The 16,128-nt window shown below is 50.6% G+C and carries 15 protein-coding genes; 8 read left to right on the top strand and 7 right to left on the bottom strand.

What is annotated here, in order from left to right:
- Positions 1–97 precede the first annotated feature (97 nt).
- From F0P93_RS16145 to F0P93_RS16120, 6 genes are all read left to right on the top strand, one after another.
- A complete protein-coding gene (locus F0P93_RS16145; protein WP_150877695.1) occupies positions 98–409 on the top strand; it encodes an EthD family reductase in 312 nt (103 codons plus the stop codon).
- A gap of 36 nt (positions 410–445) precedes the next feature.
- Complete coding sequence (locus tag F0P93_RS16140; protein WP_150877693.1) at positions 446–1,294, top strand: SDR family oxidoreductase; 849 nt, start codon at positions 446–448, stop codon at positions 1,292–1,294.
- 190 nt (positions 1,295–1,484) lie between these two features.
- Positions 1,485–1,973 carry a hypothetical protein gene (locus tag F0P93_RS16135; protein WP_150877691.1) on the top strand — a complete coding sequence of 163 codons (489 nt, stop codon included), beginning with the start codon at positions 1,485–1,487 and terminating at the stop codon, positions 1,971–1,973.
- A 139-nt stretch (positions 1,974–2,112) separates the two neighbouring features.
- Positions 2,113–2,913 carry a hypothetical protein gene (locus F0P93_RS16130; protein ID WP_150877689.1) on the top strand — a complete coding sequence of 267 codons (801 nt, stop codon included), beginning with the start codon at positions 2,113–2,115 and terminating at the stop codon, positions 2,911–2,913.
- A 132-nt stretch (positions 2,914–3,045) separates the two neighbouring features.
- Positions 3,046–3,792: a hypothetical protein gene (locus F0P93_RS16125; protein WP_150877687.1), complete on the top strand. Its 747-nt coding sequence runs from the start codon at positions 3,046–3,048 to the stop codon at positions 3,790–3,792.
- 137 nt (positions 3,793–3,929) lie between these two features.
- The gene (locus F0P93_RS16120; RefSeq protein ID WP_150877685.1) at positions 3,930–4,577 is read left to right on the top strand and encodes a DinB family protein; all 648 of its coding nucleotides are present in this window, start codon (positions 3,930–3,932) and stop codon (positions 4,575–4,577) included.
- A gap of 70 nt (positions 4,578–4,647) precedes the next feature.
- On the opposite strand, the gene F0P93_RS16115 is transcribed toward F0P93_RS16120, so the two are convergent.
- Positions 4,648–6,279, bottom strand: coding sequence for an amidohydrolase family protein (locus tag F0P93_RS16115; RefSeq protein WP_150877683.1), 1,632 nt, complete (start codon positions 6,277–6,279; stop codon positions 4,648–4,650).
- A 266-nt stretch (positions 6,280–6,545) separates the two neighbouring features.
- Between F0P93_RS16115 and F0P93_RS16110 the strand changes: the two genes are divergently transcribed.
- Entirely contained in the window at positions 6,546–7,322 is a 777-nt protein-coding gene (locus F0P93_RS16110; protein ID WP_150877681.1) for a hypothetical protein, read from the top strand.
- A gap of 13 nt (positions 7,323–7,335) precedes the next feature.
- On the opposite strand, the gene F0P93_RS16105 is transcribed toward F0P93_RS16110, so the two are convergent.
- From F0P93_RS16105 to F0P93_RS16080, 6 genes are all read right to left on the bottom strand, one after another.
- Positions 7,336–7,926, bottom strand: coding sequence for a chemotaxis protein CheB (locus tag F0P93_RS16105; RefSeq protein WP_150877679.1), 591 nt, complete (start codon positions 7,924–7,926; stop codon positions 7,336–7,338).
- Entirely contained in the window at positions 7,908–8,717 is an 810-nt protein-coding gene (locus tag F0P93_RS16100) for a CheR family methyltransferase (RefSeq protein WP_150877677.1), read from the bottom strand. The genes F0P93_RS16105 and F0P93_RS16100 overlap by 19 nt, the downstream gene beginning before the upstream one ends.
- Before the next feature lie 10 nt (positions 8,718–8,727).
- Positions 8,728–9,093 (bottom strand): response regulator, encoded by a 366-nt coding sequence (locus tag F0P93_RS16095; protein ID WP_150877675.1) that lies wholly within the window; start codon positions 9,091–9,093, stop codon positions 8,728–8,730.
- A gap of 45 nt (positions 9,094–9,138) precedes the next feature.
- On the bottom strand, positions 9,139–12,741 hold the full coding sequence (locus tag F0P93_RS16090) for a response regulator (protein ID WP_150877673.1): 3,603 nt from the start codon (positions 12,739–12,741) through the stop codon (positions 9,139–9,141).
- A 40-nt stretch (positions 12,742–12,781) separates the two neighbouring features.
- Positions 12,782–14,353, bottom strand: coding sequence for a hybrid sensor histidine kinase/response regulator (locus F0P93_RS16085; RefSeq protein ID WP_150877671.1), 1,572 nt, complete (start codon positions 14,351–14,353; stop codon positions 12,782–12,784).
- Positions 14,354–14,543: 190 nt separating this feature from the next.
- On the bottom strand, positions 14,544–15,260 hold the full coding sequence (locus F0P93_RS16080; RefSeq protein WP_150877669.1) for a hypothetical protein: 717 nt from the start codon (positions 15,258–15,260) through the stop codon (positions 14,544–14,546).
- A 219-nt stretch (positions 15,261–15,479) separates the two neighbouring features.
- Here F0P93_RS16080 and F0P93_RS16075 point away from each other — a divergent pair, with 219 nt between their 5' ends.
- Positions 15,480–16,085, top strand: a complete 606-nt coding sequence (locus tag F0P93_RS16075; RefSeq protein WP_150877667.1) for a DinB family protein — start codon at positions 15,480–15,482, stop codon at positions 16,083–16,085.
- The last annotated feature ends 43 nt before the right edge of the window (positions 16,086–16,128 follow it).

Below are 16,128 nucleotides of genomic sequence, written 5' to 3'. Positions count from 1 at the left end.
CGCTATTCACACAAAGCATAATAAACTATAAAACCCCTACCCATTTCCAATCCAACATTCCCACCTTTTTCAATCAAGAATCTAACCGTCTAAATTCATGATTACGGCAACACTCCTTTACCCCCAAACCGCCGACACGCGATTCGATCTGGACTATTACCTGAACCAGCATACGCCTTTGGTGCGTGAGCACCTTACACCAGACGGCCTGGTGGGCATCGATCTGGAACAAGGCCTGGCTGGAATGGCCCCGGATACACCACCGACCTACACGGTCATTGCCCGGCTCCATTTTGCCACGCTGGCGGATCTACAAACCGCCCTGATCGCTCACGCCCCCGCCTTGCTGGCCGATCTACCCAACTTTACCGATGCGCAACCGATCATGCAAATCAATCAATCCCTCTAACCGTCAATTTTTCATCCTAACAATCTAGACCAGACCATGGCAAACGTAATTTTTATCACCGGCACCAGCACCGGTTTCGGCAAACTGATGGTTCATACATTCTCAGCCGCCGGTCATACCGTCATCGCTACGATGCGGGATATACAGGGAAAAAACGTTTTGGTCGCGCAGGAATTGGCCACGTTGCCCGGTACAGAAGTACTGGAACTGGATGTCACAAGCGACACCGATGTGGAGACTGTCGTACAGCAGGTTTTGGCAATCCATGGCCGGATCGATGTGCTGATCAACAATGCGGGTATCTACGGTATTGGTATTCAGGAAGCGTTTTCGGTGCCGCAGGTCCACCGGATTATGGATGTTAATTATTACGGCGTCCTGCGATTGTATCAGGCGATTCTGCCCGCCATGCGAAAGGCTCAGAACGGACTGATTATCAACATTTCCAGCGGTTATGGTCTGGTTTCTTTCCCGTTTGTGGTCCCCTATTGTGCGTCAAAATTTGCACTCGAAGCCCTCACCGAAGGCTCCTACGCCGAATTACTAAGCCAGGGCATTGAAAACGTGCTGATCGAGCCCGGCGCTTACCCGACCGACCTGTTTACCAAGTCCTCCTATTTTGACCGGCCCGACATCGCCGATGCCTACGGAGAAGCCGTCAGTCAGTTTATGACGGTTGCCGGGAAGGCGCTGGAAGATGCGATGGCTAGAACCCAGGCGAATCCACAGGTCATTGCCGATGCGGCTCTGGCTTTAGTCAACATGGAAAAAGGAAAACGCCCCCTGCGTACGCCACTCGATCTGGCGGCCGACGGCGTGGATCAGGAATATGTGCAGGCCAAAGACGCTATAAAAGGAAAGTGGCTCGCTAAATACGGTTTTTAGTTGGTTTTTTTAACCCGGTTTTCACGCATGAAAAAGATTCTACGATGAAAGATTGTGCTGCTGTACACAGGAGGCAATGAAGCAACGTCTTTCGCTATTTCTGCGACATCCCCACAATTGGGGATGGCAGCAGAAAATGAAATCCCGGAAATTTACTCCTCACCCGATCTCTACGCAATCACCATTGACGATGAAAAAAGCATCTACTTCCGTCCTGTTGCTCCTGATCTTCGCGCTGCTGGCAGGCTGTAAAAAAGAAGAAGAAACGGTTTCCGAATTCGAACAGGAAAATGCGGCTTATACGGCCCAATTCAGTTTCAAAACCAAAAGCCAGCAGATTGCTCAGGGAAGCGATGGCAAACCGGTCGCGAAGGTCGTTATCGAAGGCACCGGATCATTTTCGTTTGCCGGCACAGTGACATTCGTGGATGAATTCGATTTTGGCGTGACCACCGGAGCCGCGACGCATAAAGTTACCCACACGGCCACCAATGGCGACAAGATTTATGCTACCATGACCACGCAGGTCGGATCGAGCAGCATCACCGGCACCACCACCTTTACGGGCGGAACCGGGCGGTTTGCCAAAATCAAAGGCAGCGGCCCCAACACCGGCCCCCTTTTGAGCGCCACCGGCGAAGGAACCTGGAAAGAAGAAGGGGGGAAAGTGACTTTCTGAAGATCGGGGGAATTGCTGGCTTCTCTCCCGTGCGCACCCCTGCAATGAAATAATCCGGTCCGACTGTTTCCACACCGTGTGGGTTTTACGACTATAACCGTATGATCTTTCTCATTAACTCACAACATCAATCTAAATCATGGGAATTGTTTTATTGGTAGCCGTTGGAATCGTAGTAGTCGCTGTTGCTGGCTACGTTATGCTGAATGATCCCACGGAAGTTCGCGTCCATGTATTTCCCCGTGAACGGATCAAGAAATTTGTAATAGACCGGCAATTCATCTGCCCCACCGCTTTCTGTAGCGTAACGATTCAATATGAGATTGATACGACTGGTGGTCGGGCATTCAATGTAATCTTATCCGTAAAAAGGCCCGATAATTCCGAACAGATTATTGGCCGCTCTCTCTCGTTCAGTCAATCCTTAGCAGGTGATAACCCTATTTTTAACGGGCCCGGTGACTATGTATTCACCGTAGCGGTCACCGGCGGAGGGCTTGCGGGGGAAGTTAAAGAGGAACGCACCGTTACGCTTTTGGGTCCAACTGGCGGAATCATCACCTTTCGACCCGTTTTTAGAAGTCAATCGATCGCTTCAAACCGAACAAACCCTGTAACCATCAGCCTCTCCGATGTTCTGGATGAAAAGAGGACGGGCGCAGTCATTTGCAAAAATACCACCCTGGAAGGGATAAGATTTGCCTCAGCGGATTTGAAGCTGGATTTTAAGATCCTTAATGTGAACGGTTTACCGGTTGCTCAGGGTGTTCTGGCCGCTGGTACCGGTGCTACGCAGATCATACCCCTCGATAACCGTCTGGATATTGAACTGGTCCTGATCGGTCCGAATCCCTTTGCTGCCGATACCCTATTAACGCGACCTATCGAACTGCTTATTGGGTGCCCGAATGCCACACCAACCACCAACCCCGCACAATAATGGCTTTGGTGGAATCCATTTATCTCCCAATACAGCCCATAATTAATCCGGTTACTTTCAATTCAATACTTACGCATCGGATCTATGTCAGTGTGCATATTTATTCATCCTTATTTTCTACGTGACTAGCGTATGGAACCGAAAACAGACAAGAACATTGGCCAGCAGGAACAAGAATGGCAGGCGTTGGCCGAACGGCTGAAAGAAATCCGTCTGACCGGATTTAGAAAACAGCGATTTGATCTAACCCATTTTGCTTTCCTCCAGCGGCTGGCGCGATACGATTCAGCACTGGCCGCCGAGATGAAAACCCAGTTGCCGGATTTATTTGATCCTCTTGCTTCCGCCGAACTCGAAACATTTAGCGTGGCCTCACCCCAGCACGGACCCGGTAAACACCTGACCCTTTCTCATGCTACCTATGTCGATGCTGGCGTGTCTGAACATTTCGACAGTGGAATCGCCGTTTTTCATTCCGGAATGATGGGAAATCTGGCCGGGCCTCCGCCAGAGTTTCCAGGGATACAACTGCTGTACCTTTTCTCGGACGATAGCCGGGTTCATCACTATACGATCACATTCAGGCTATTTCTGTATAGTATCGATCCATCGAATACACAGGGCGGACGTTTTGAATTGATTGATAGGGAATGGGGCCATCCGGCGACCGCCAACTCAAGAACCCGGGATGTTTCGTTACCCAGTAACTTTGACGAGGATACCAGTAGCTATCTGACCATTCAGGTTCCGGGAAGCCGGGTGCAAGGAAAGTTTTACCAATTTGAACTCCGACACCTCGACTGGGCCGGTTCCCCGCTGAATTGGTGGTTTTACGCTGTGAAAGTTTCAAAGACGTATTACCGGTTTTTCAGAACCTGAAATCGTAGCCATTTGGCTGTATGAAAACAAACTGCGCTGCTCCGAGAGAATATGTCGCATTTATACAATGAGAGACGACCGGGAAAGGGCATTTTTGTGGCATCAATCCCATTTTTATCCTAAAATTGTCCTCTTTCATGAAAACCGTCTTTACCCTTGTCGTGATGTTCCTGCTTTGGTCAGAAAATGTTCTGGCCCAAAAACCCGGCGAACGCTGGTCGGAAACCGACAAAAATGAAATCATGACAATGCTTGAGCAAAGTCGTCAGGAACTGCTCAATACCGTTAAACCACTCACCGAAAAGCAGTTTTTTTATCGGTTAGATGAAAAAAGCTGGTCGGCCAACGATATTGTCGAGCACCTCGGACTCATTGAAGAAGGGTATGTTCGGGAATTCTGGTGGGCACTTGCACAACCTACCATGCCTGTTTCGTACCGCGACTCTACGGCGGGTGCCGATCAGCGAATACGGGATTACGCCACGTCACCAAACAAAAGCGAAGCCCGGGGTACGAACCTGCCACTGCAACGCTATACCTCGAAGGAAACCTGCGTCCGCATCTTCAATACGGCCCGCGATCAGTCCGTCGAGTTTTTCACCAAAAATGCAACGGTCGATATGCGATCCTTCTATGTTTTCCGGAAAAGCGGCAGCGGAAAACGGGAAATTCGGGACTTACACCAGAACGCCCTCATGATGATTGCACACACCGTTCGACACACGAACCAGTTGAAGCAGATTCTGACCGATCCCCGTTTCCCGAAACCGGATGTAATTAAATAAGGGCTTTCTGGATCCAGAAAGCCCTTATTTAATAGGTATGGAATAGTGTACCCTCAACCAGGTCGCCGACTCACTCCTGCGGTTTTGCTCCCGACAGTTTCCCGGCTTTCGGAGCCACACCGGGCTGCGTGATTTCGAAGTTTTCTTTCAGTTTGGCGTCGGCCACGATCTTCTTCACGTCGGCCAGCAGTTGCTTGGCGTCGTAGACAATTCCGTCTTTCACGGTGTATTTTACCCCGCCGACCCGCGTCACTTCATTTTTATCATTCAGGTGAATCGCGCCGGTGCCGTAGAGAACCTTCAGATTGGCCAGCGGGTTTTCTTCGGTAATCACGAAATCAGCCAGCTTCCCGACTTCCACGGAACCAATCTGATCGGCCATCCCGAGTGCTTCGGCACCTTTCAGCGTGGCTGCCCGGATGACTTCGAGTGGGTGAAAACCGGCTTCGCGCAGCAGTTCCAGTTCGCGGATGTAGGCAAAACCGTAGAGTTGGTAAATGAACCCGGAATCGGACCCCGCCGTGACGCGGCCACCGCGGTTTTTGTATTCGTTAATAAACGCCATCCAGAGCTGGTAGTTGCGTTTCCAGGTTACTTCCTGCTCCGTTCCCCAGTTGTGCCAGTAGGAACCGTGCGAAATCCGGCTGGGGCCGTAAAACCGCCAGAGGGCCGGGAGCGTATACTCGTCGTGCCACTCGGCCCGGCGGGCCAGCATCAGTTCGCGGTTGGCTTCGTAGATGTTGAACGTCGGGTCGATGGTGAAATCGAGCGCAATCAGTTCGTCCATCACCTTGTTCCACTTTTCCGTTCCCGGTTTGGCAGCTTGTTGCCAGAGCTTGCCAGCTTCTTCGAAGCGGTTTTGCTCGTTGTTGTAATTGTAATCAGCGGGATAGGTCTGAATGGTTTTGTCTTCAAACAGCGCTTCGGGCAACCCATACCAGTGTTCCATCGACGTCAGACCGGCTTTGGCCGTCGCCAGCGCGTTCATCCGGGCCACTTCCAGTTGGGCGTGGTGGCAGGCCGAGCGCAGTCCCAGTTTTTTGTTTTCTTCCAAAGCCGCCTTGAATACTTCCGGTTCAGCCCCAAAAAACTTGATGCCATCGGCTCCTTTTTTAGCGTTCTCGCGCACCCAGGCGCGGGCCTGTTCCGGCGTCGAAATGGTTTCTTTGGCTCCCATTCCAAACGACGTATAGGCTTTGATGCGCGGGGCCGTAATTTCGTTGCGCTCGCTTTTTCCCCGATGGTCGAGCACCCAGTCGAGGCCGTTGCCCGCCGACGGATCGCGAATGGTGGTGATGCCATGGCCGAGCCACAGCTTGAAAACGTATTCGGAGGGCGTTCCCTGCGCCTTGCCGCCAATGTGGCCGTGCATATCGACAAACCCGGGCATCAAATACATGCCTTCGCAATTCAGTTCTTTGTCGCCCGCACCGGCCTGCGGACGTCGGGCCGCGTCGATCGGAACGCCGGGAAAGCCGACCTGCCGGATCTGGGTGATGCGGTTTTTCTCCACCACAATGTCGACCGGCCCCACCGGGGGGGCTCCGGTGCTGTTGATGAGCGTAACGCCCCGGATAATGAGCCGTTTGTGGGGGCCATCGCCTTCGTTGCGGGCGGGTGCATTGGTGACCTGAGCCTGTAGGCGGGAAAGGGAAATGAGGACGACGACGAACGTGAACAGTCGGGTAAAAACGCGGTTCATACCGTAAGGAGGGGGTTGATGAATCAGCAGAGTAAGCAAGATACAGAGTTTGTTGGTACATTTGATTTTCGGAAACACGGTTTTCATCGTCAACCGGAAAAAGCTGTGATTCAGATAACTATTGAAAGATAAAGTACAAATTATTACGGATCAGGTACCCCAAAGGCAAACAACTCACCGTAGGCGACGTTTTACAAAAAACCATTTTCCGATCTTTCACCGGCCCGACGATTTGGCCCCGAAAATCGGATGACTGTTAAGCTCTTATGAAAAATTTTCTTTTTAGCTGCGTGTTGCTCCTCACACTCGCAGCCTGCTCGTCCGACAACAGCAAGGAAGCGGACCCCACCACGGCGAAAGCTGAACCGCTTTACACGCTGATTTTCCTCGACAAATCCGTCAGCGTCAATGCCAACAAAGCCTTTGTTTCCCAGAAATACCAGGGCGCAGTCAACGAGATCATCGAGCAAAACATCCGCAACAAGGGCGATAAACTCGACGTCTATTTCATCCACGAAAACACGTCGAAAGCCCGCGCCTTGTCGGTGACCGCCCGCTCCGAAATGGAAGACATCAGCAGTGCCAACGCCACCGACCGCGAAGCCGCCCAAACCAGTTTCGATTTGTCGCTGGGCCGTGAAAAAGCCGCCATCCGTCAGCGCGTTTTGCAGCAACTGGCCGCACCGAACGCGTCGTCGTCGAACAAGGAAACCGATATCTGGGCCAGCTTGCCCGTAATTGCCAAAGCCAACGAGAGCGGTGCCACCGTCAAAGTGTATTACCTCAGCGACATGGTCGAGAGCGTATACAGTGCCGGTCGCCGGGATTTTCACAAAACCCCCCCCAAAGACAATGCGCAGGCAGATAGCTGGGCCAAAGCCGATGCCGAACAATTGAAACGTTACACGATTGGCAGTCCGGAGGTGTCGATGATTCTGCCGTTTGCACCGAATGCGTCGGTGAAAGAAAACAATCCGGCCGTGACACAGTATTGGCAAACGTTGTTTCAGGAATTGGGAGCGGGTAACGTGGAAGAACAATAAAACCGGTTTTCGCTTAGTTGGGCCGGTTGAGCGAATTGATGAAAACCGCCATTTCATCGACATCCAACACCCGGTCGATGGGAGCATGCAGAATGGCGTGCTGGGGCATAAAAGCGGCCTGAGCGGTTGCCGGTTTCTGAGCAATAAGCACTCCTCCCCTCGCTTTAATGAGATTCAATCCGGCGGTGCCGTCGGCATTGGCGCCTGACAGAAGAATGCCAACCAGCGAAGAACCGTAGACATCGGCGGCCGATTCAAACGTCACATCCAGCGAGGGACGGCTGTAGTTTACCTTCTCGGAATCATCCAGCGAAAACACTTCGTCTTTTTCAATCAAAAGATGATAATCTGCCGGAGCCAGGTAGATAGCCCCGGGAAGTACCGGATCTTTGTCTTCGACTTCGTGAAGCGGAATCATCGTTTTGGAAGACAACAGATCGGCCAGCGACGAATCCGTCGAATTTTTGCGATGCAGGACGATCATAAGGGCCACTGGCAAGGGTGAAGCTAAGGCCGGAAGTAATTTTAACAAGACTTCGATACTCCCGGCCGAACCGCCGATAACGACGGCTTTAAAAGAGGTGGTCAGCCTATTTTCCGCCATATTTTTTCTTTATTCAACTGCCGGTATTTTGCTTTAATGGATGAGAAATTCAACGTTTCTTTCGAGCCTAACGCCAGATAACCCAGCGTTCCGATGCTTTCGTCGAACAGGTTTAACGTTCGTTCCTGCAACGGTTTGTCGAAATAGATCAACACATTACGACACAGAATAAGATCGAACTCATTGAAAGACCGGTCGGAAACTAAATTGTGCGTCGAAAAGATCATTTTTTCGGCTAATGATTCCTCAAACTTAACCTGCCCGTATTGCGCCGTATAATACGCCGAAAAATCATTTTTCCCGCCCGATTCGATGTAATTTTCTGAGTACTGTTTCATTTGAACCAACGGAAAAACCCCTCGGCGCGCTTTTTCAAGAACCTGCGGGTTTAAATCCGTCGCATACAGCAAGGATTTGTGGAGCAAATTGGCTTCTTTCAACACAATCGCCATCGAAAACACTTCTTCCCCGGTCGAACAGCCCGCGTGCCAGATCCGAATGAACGGTTTGGCCGCCAGGGTCGGTACGATTTCCGTTCGCAATGCTTTATAAAACAGCGGGTCCCGGAACATTTCGGTAACCGTTACCGTCAACCCTTCGATCACCCGTTTCAGGTATCCCGGATCGGACTTCAGGCGGTATCGAAACTCGGCAAAACTGGGGAACTTATCCAGCAGAAATAACCGGCTTATCCGGCGTTTCAACGATGCCCGCGCGTAGTTGGTGAAGTCATAGCCGTATACTTCAAACAGGTCATTCAACACCAAATCAATGTCAGCCTCTTCGATCATCCTCCAGTGATTAAACACGTGACAGCAGTTGCAACAGCCGATCGACATCCACTGGTTTCGAAATATACTCCGTCGCGCCGGCCCGCAGGCATTTTTCCCGGTCGCCGACCATGGCCTGCGCCGTCACCGCAAAAATGGGGGTTTTGGCTCTCTTTTCGATGTTTTTGATGCGCGGAATGGCTTCGTAACCGTCCATTTCCGGCATCATCATATCGATCAGAATCACGTCAACCTCTTCATCGGTTTTCAGAAGGTCGAGGGCATCCGGTGCATTCGTACACGAAATGCAATCGAAGGCTTTCGCCCGTAAGGTGGCGCTCAGGGCAAAAATATTCCGTGAATCGTCGTCAATAATCAATACCCTTTTTTTACCCATGATCTCCTTTTTATTGAATTCTATTCACCCCGCGAAAAGCCCGTTTCAGGAACGTTCATAGAGCCAGACCCGTAACAAAGACATCAGTTGATCGATGTCCACCGGCTTGGTAATGTAATCGGATGCGCCCGCCTGAATGCACTTTTCGCGGTCGCCGGTCATGGCTTTGGCCGTCACGGCGATAACCGGCAGGTTCTTCCACTGGTAGTTTTCCCGGATTTTTTTAGCGGTTTCATACCCATCCATTTGGGGCATCATCATATCCAGCAAAACGACATCGATCGCCGGATTTTCCTGCAATTTCTGAAACGCTTCTTTCCCGTCCAGCGCCGTGATGACGTTCATTTTATAGTTCTCCAGCGCCTTCGAAAGGGAGAAAATATTCCGCACGTCGTCGTCGGCTATCAATACGGTTTTGTTGGCCAATACCTGACTCAAAGCCCCCAGTTTTTTATAATCGCCGGTCGCATCAGTTTTTTTCGTGTCTTCCACCAGATGCAGAAAAAGCGACACCTCATCCAGCATCCGCTGGTACGAATGGGCGGTTTTTATAATAATGGAGTCAGCATATTTTTTGATTTTCAGTTCCTCGGCCAATGACAGGCTTTTGCCGGTAAAGATGATGATCGGCAGGCTTTCCAGACCCGGATTTTTCTTGGCTTCTTCCAGCATTTCATACGCTTTTACATCCGGAATGCCCATATCCAGAATCACGCAGTCAATTTCATCCTGCTGCAGGGCAGTGACGCCTTCCGACACGTTGCTTCGCAATTCCGAATGAATGTTAAAAGTCTCCAGAAAATACGATAATGCTTTGGCGTGCCGGGGGTTATCTTCAATGATCAGGACTTTTTTGCTCGTCCGGTTCAATACGTATTCAATCTTTTTAAATACTTCGTGCATTTGCTCATACGCCACCGGTTTATCCACAAAATCGACGGCTCCTTTCAGCAAACTTTCGTTTTTCAATTTGTGCGACGACATGATGTGCACCGGAATGTGCCGGGTTTGCGGATCGGCTTTCAGCGCATCCATCACCTGCCAGCCGCTCATGATGGGCAACTGAATGTCCAGCAAAATACCGAGCGGTTTGTAGATGCCCGCCAGTTTCAGGCCTTCATCTCCCCGAACGGCCACGATGCCTTTATACCCTTTCCGGCGGGAATAATCGAGCAGCGATTTGGCAAAGTTCGTGTCGTCTTCCACAATCAGAATGGTTTTATCCCGCTCCGTAATAGCGTTGCGGTCGTCGGGGATGCTTTCCGGAATGGTGGTGCTGAGGTATTTATTCGCCGGTTCGACCTCTTTGACGGGTGTCGGCTCCGGGCTGCGGGTTACATACGGGGCCGGACTTCCTGAAATCGCATCCGACGGTTTAGCTGATACCGGAATGTTCACGGTGAACTCGCTTCCCTCATTCACTTTACTGGAAAGTACAATTTCGCCCCCCAGCAGTTTCGCCAGTTCGCGGCTGATGGACAGGCCCAAACCGGTTCCGCCGTACTTTCGCTTGGTGGAGCCATCGGCTTGCTGAAAGGCTTCAAAAATTAGCTGCTGTTTTTCGGGAGGAATCCCAATCCCGGTGTCTTTCACCACAAAACTGAGCGTCGAATCCGTCGGCGTCAATCGTTTTACTGTCAGTGTAACACCGCCTTTCGAGGTAAACTTGAGCGCATTGGAAATCAGGTTTTTCAGAATCTGCCCCAGCCGCATTTTATCGGTTTCAATGACCGAAGGCACCGTTTTCTCGACGGTAATGGTAAAGTCCAGGCCTTTTTCTTTCGCCAGCGGAGCAAACAGCGCCTGAAGCTCATCGGTTATTTCGGGCAGCGAAACATCCAGGTATTCGAGCTTCATCTGACCAGCCTCGATTTTGGAAAGATCCAGAATTTCGTCAATCAGCCCCAGTAAGCCGTTGCCGGACGACTGAATCACTTTGGCGTAGTCGATCTGGTCGTCCGACAGATTTTCCTCGTTGTTCTCGGCCAGTAACCGGCTCAGAAGCAGGATCGAGTTGAGGGGCGTCCGGAGTTCGTGCGACATATTGGCCAGAAACTCCGACTTATACCGCGTCGTTAGCTCCAGTTCTTCGGCTTTTCGCTGGATTTCTTCGTTCTTTTCTTCCAGCAGGAAACTGCGTTCTTCGAGTTCGGCGTTGGTTTGCTGCAATTCTTCCTGCTGCACCCGCAACTCCTCTTCCGACGCCTGGAGCTTCAGCGATTGCGCTTCCAGCTCCGCGTTGACGTTTTCCAGCTCATTGTGCTGGGCCTGCAATTCCTCCGACTGAGCCTGCGTTTCTTCCAGGAAGTTTTGCAATTTCGCGTAATCCAGCGCGGCATTGACCCCAATGGCGATGGTTTCCAGATTGGCTTCCAAAAACTCGACTTCCAACGGATCCGGTTTTTTCAACAGCCCGATCTCGATCACGCCAATACAGCGGTAGGCATACACCAGCGGAACGATGACCAGAGCGACGGGGGGCGTGTTTCCCAGCGATGAATTGACGCTGATGTACTGCGGAGGCAGGTCGTGAATAATCACCGGTTTTTGGCTTTTAATCACCTCGCCGATCAGCCCTTCGCCAATGCTGACGCTAGCCGGTGCCTGCGTTGCCGCAAACGTTCCGGCCAGTTTGAAGCTGGAATCATCATCAAGAATATAAACCGTTCCAATCGGCGCGTTGATATAACCGGTCAGCGTGGCAATCAGGTTATTGGCCAGTTTTTCCAGATCGCGCTCGCCCCGAATGGCTTCATTTAACTGAACCGTTCCGGCTTGCAGCCAGTTTCTATTTTTTAAATCCGTGAACGTCGTCTCCAGCGACTCGGCCATCGTATTGAGTGCTTTGGCAATTTGGCCCAGTTCATCGTCCTGGTTCTCCTGACTCCGGGCCGCATAATTCCCCTCGGCAATGTCGGAGGTAACGTCTTCCATGACGGAAATCCGCTCGGCGGTTTCCCGGTATTTTTCTTCAGCTTTTATCTGTTGGGCAATGCGGGTATCCAGATCTTTTTTTATGCGGATATACGCACTGGCCGTGATCAGGATGGAGACCAAAGCCGCCACGACCAATAAGTAGGGCGTATAGGTAATGTAAATTTGCTGCTGCTCCAGGCGCTCGTTGAGCAGGCTGTTTTCATCCCTTTTTATTCGGGTGACCAAAGCGCGAAGATCGTCCATGATCTTTTTCCCCCGAACCATTTCTGTATGACGCGCAACGGTGTCACTGGCGAATCCTCTAACCCGGCGGGTCATCTCGATAATCCGACGCATCTGGGCAAATTTGGCATCGTATAAGGCTTTCACCTCCGCCAGATTTCTTTGTTGCGCCGGGTTGTCGAAGGTTAAATCCGTCACGGTTTTATGACTTGCTTCCACCTTTCCGTATGCCCCGTCATAAGGCATTAAAAACGTAGGGTCACGGGTTAGCAAATAGCCCCGCTGGCCGGTTTCTGCATCTTTCACATACGAAATAATGTTCTCCGACTCGATCAGGATCTGGTTGGTATGGTTGACTAATTTGGAATTGCTGATCAACTTCTGGGTGCTGTAAAATGAAGCCACCAGACTGATCAACAGCAAGAATATGGAGATAGAAAAGACAATTTTTAATTGCCGGATGACGGAGTTGGATAGGGTTTGCGGCATAGGAATGCTCTTGAAAATCGCTTATCGTTGGCGAATATTTTTATTCGTTGACCTGATGGACGGGCAGAATCAGAATAAACTGGCTCCCTTCATTAACCCGGCTTCGGGCCGTAATGAGTCCATTGTGTTTATCCATATTTTTCTTGGCAATGGCCAGGCCAATACCGGTTCCCTCGTAGCTGGCCCGGTCGGTTAAACGCTGAAAGATCACAAAAATGCGATCCATAAACTTTTCATCAAAGCCTATTCCATTGTCACTCACCACGATGCGGCAAAAACGACCAGCGGATGACGGTTTACTGTCAACTTCTTTTTCTTCGATTAATTCCGCCCGAATGTGAATAACCGGTGCGGTTTCTTTTTTGGAGAACTTCAGCGCATTGCTGATCAGATTTTGAAAAACCTGACGGATCCGCCCCGGAATGGTATCCAGTACCGGCAGCGGATCGACCGTAATCACGGCCTTGCTCCGGCTGATGACGTCCTCAAAATCGGCCAGGATTTCTTGCAGTAAACTGTTCAGATCCGTCGGTTGAAACAGGGCAGGCGTCGATAATTGGGAATAGGCCAGCAAATCATTGATCAACGTAGACATCCGCGCCGACGAATTAATGGAGCGGTCCAGGTAGGACGTTGCTTCAACATTTCCGGTTAAATATTTTTCTTTAATCAGATCGTTCAGAATCTGTATTTTCCGGAGCGGTTCTTTTAAATCATGCGAAACCACCCACGTAAACTGCTGCAATTCGTGGTTGCTTCTTTCCAGTTCCAGATTTTTAATCAGCAGTTCTTTCGTTCGCGCTTCTACTTTTTGTTCGAGCAGATCCGCGGCCAGTTTCTGCGGGTGAATATCCGTAAACGTGCCGACCCAGCGCACCGGTACGCCCTGTTTTTTGATGGGCAAGATGCGCAACAAATGGTAACGATAATCACCCGTTGTCAACTCTTTCAGGCGGATTTCACGCGTAAATTCAATTCCATTTTTAAGATAGTTTTCCCACTCCGGACAAACGTCATCGTCGGCGTGGGTTTGCGGAAACGTCGTTGAATCGACGGAATACTGAAACCAGTGCTCGTTGACGTATTCAATCCGGCCATCCGGTGCAATCGTAAACGCCATTTGAGGCAGCGAAGCCAGAACAGATTGCAACTCCTGCATACGCCCGGCAATTTCTTCCTGCGCCTGCTTTCGGACCTCGATTTCCTTCTGTAAAGACGTGTGGGTTTCTTTTAACTCCTGCTGTTGTTTATACAGCCGATGCAGGGTTTTTACTTTTAAAACCAGAATGTCCGGATCAACCGGTTTGGTTAAATAATCGACACCACCAGAGGTATAGCCTTTGGTAATGAATTTTTTCTCGGTATTGACCGCCGAAAGAAAGATGATGGAGGTATCTCTCGCTTTGCTGAAGCCGGCAATGGCGTTGGCCACTTCAAATCCATCCATTCCGGGCATTTGAACGTCCAGAATGATAACGGCATAGTTGGTCTTCAATACTTTTTTCAGGGCTTCCTCACCCGATTCGGCCGAATCGACCGAAAAGCTGTGCAGCTCAAGAATTTTCTTTAAAGGTAAAATATTTTCCGGCCTGTCATCAACAATCAAAATCATACACCATGCAGGTTTTCAGGCTACAAAAAGGCCGTTCGCGTGTTTCCGTTTCCCCCTAAATGGGAACGTGAAGATAGGGCGTCAAGACGGGTGCATCCAAATCTGGCGGTGGGCAGTGGATAAATAAATCGGTATTTCGATTTTTTATTCACTGCCCACCGCCAGATTATACGTTCGGTTCACCCGTCGGTCAGAGATCGTCGGTCAAAGCGGCCCCATTCAGGTTCTCCACCTTTCCTTCGTCGCCGACACCCATGAATTCGGTATTGCCGCTAAAGAAGTTCAGCTTGAATAGTCCGAGTGCAATAACGCCGGTTTTACCGCTGATGTTCAGGCCCAGTTCTTTCGTTGTTTTCATACTAAACCCGGCCGATGCGCTTCCGACATTGAACGTTTTTAGCGCACTCCCTTCCGCGCCAATCGTCACTTCCGTTCCGCCTTCGACGGTCGACAGAATGAGGGGATTTTGCGCAACGAACACCTGGAACACAACTTTGAACTTGTTCCGCCAGTCGTCGGCTTTTTTGAGCTGCTTTGCAACCTGATTCACGTTTTCGATCACCGAGACCGTGATGACGGGCGCTTTGACCAGAAAGGATTTGTCCTGGTGAAATTTGTAGGTAACATTCGCTTGAAGCTCGCCCTGCGGATTCAGGTTGATGGCGGCACCCGTGCTGGCATCAACCACGGTGGTGTTATCCGACACAAAACTCAGGGTGGCTTCCGGCCCGGTTCCCTCCGTGAAAGTGACATCAAAATCATCCTGAATATTGCCTAATTTCTGAAATACCCCGTCGGAAATCAGGCCATAATCACCGAGCTTATACGGTGTTGTAACCGGCACCCAGGCGGCATGTACATTAAGCTGCCGCTCAACAATGGATTCGAATTGTGCTGCAAGTCCCATGTCTCTTTTTGGTTAAGGATTCGATTGGTAAAGGCTGGTAAGTATACGGCTTTTAAAATCGTATCCACCAATCAATCAGGAGGTTTTGACTGAACGGTTAGGCCGGAGAATGCTTTCCAATGCCGGTTATTCTTCTGCGGAACAATGTCGCAATTTTACAATATCGCCGTTTCAACGCACCGTAGTTTTGCTCCGTCAACCAAAACATACCTTCACACCATGAAACAAATGATCTCATTCCTCTTTTTCCTGGCAACGGTTTCAGCCCAGGCGCAATCCCGACTCTGGACCGCAGCCGACCAGAAGTATACAGTCGAAAACCTGAAACGAACCCGCGATGAGCTGATTCGGGAAACGGAAAACCTGACCGACGCCCAATGGCATTTTCACGAAACTCCCGAACGCTGGTCGATTGCCGAAGTGGTGGAACACCTGGCACTCTGGGAAATTATCTGGGCGCGGGAAATCAGCATCGGAGCCCGCAGCAAACCGCAGCCCGAACTGAACCAGACCAGCCGACCCGACCGCTATTACACTAATTTCATTATGGAGGACACCCCGCACAAAGCGCCGGACATCGCCAAACCTACGGGTTTTATTCGAGGAAAAGACAACCTGACCTTTTTCAAACGGCTTCGCGATCAGGCGATTGCATATGCCGATACAACCAAAACCGACATGCGGGCTCATTTCGAATTCACGGCAGCCGGTAATTCACCCCGCAACATGCACCAGGTTTACATCTACCAGTGGGGCCACGTCGACCGCCATCTGCGGCAAATCCGGAAGGTGAAAGCGCATCCGGGATATCCGGGTAAGTTGTAACGAAAAGTTATTTCGCAGAGTTGAGCAGAGGAAATCAGAGTTA

Source organism: Larkinella humicola, from assembly GCF_008727875.1.
Classification (GTDB): Bacteria; Bacteroidota; Bacteroidia; order Cytophagales; family Spirosomataceae; genus Larkinella; species Larkinella humicola.
This window is presented reverse-complemented; position numbering and strand designations above follow the sequence as displayed.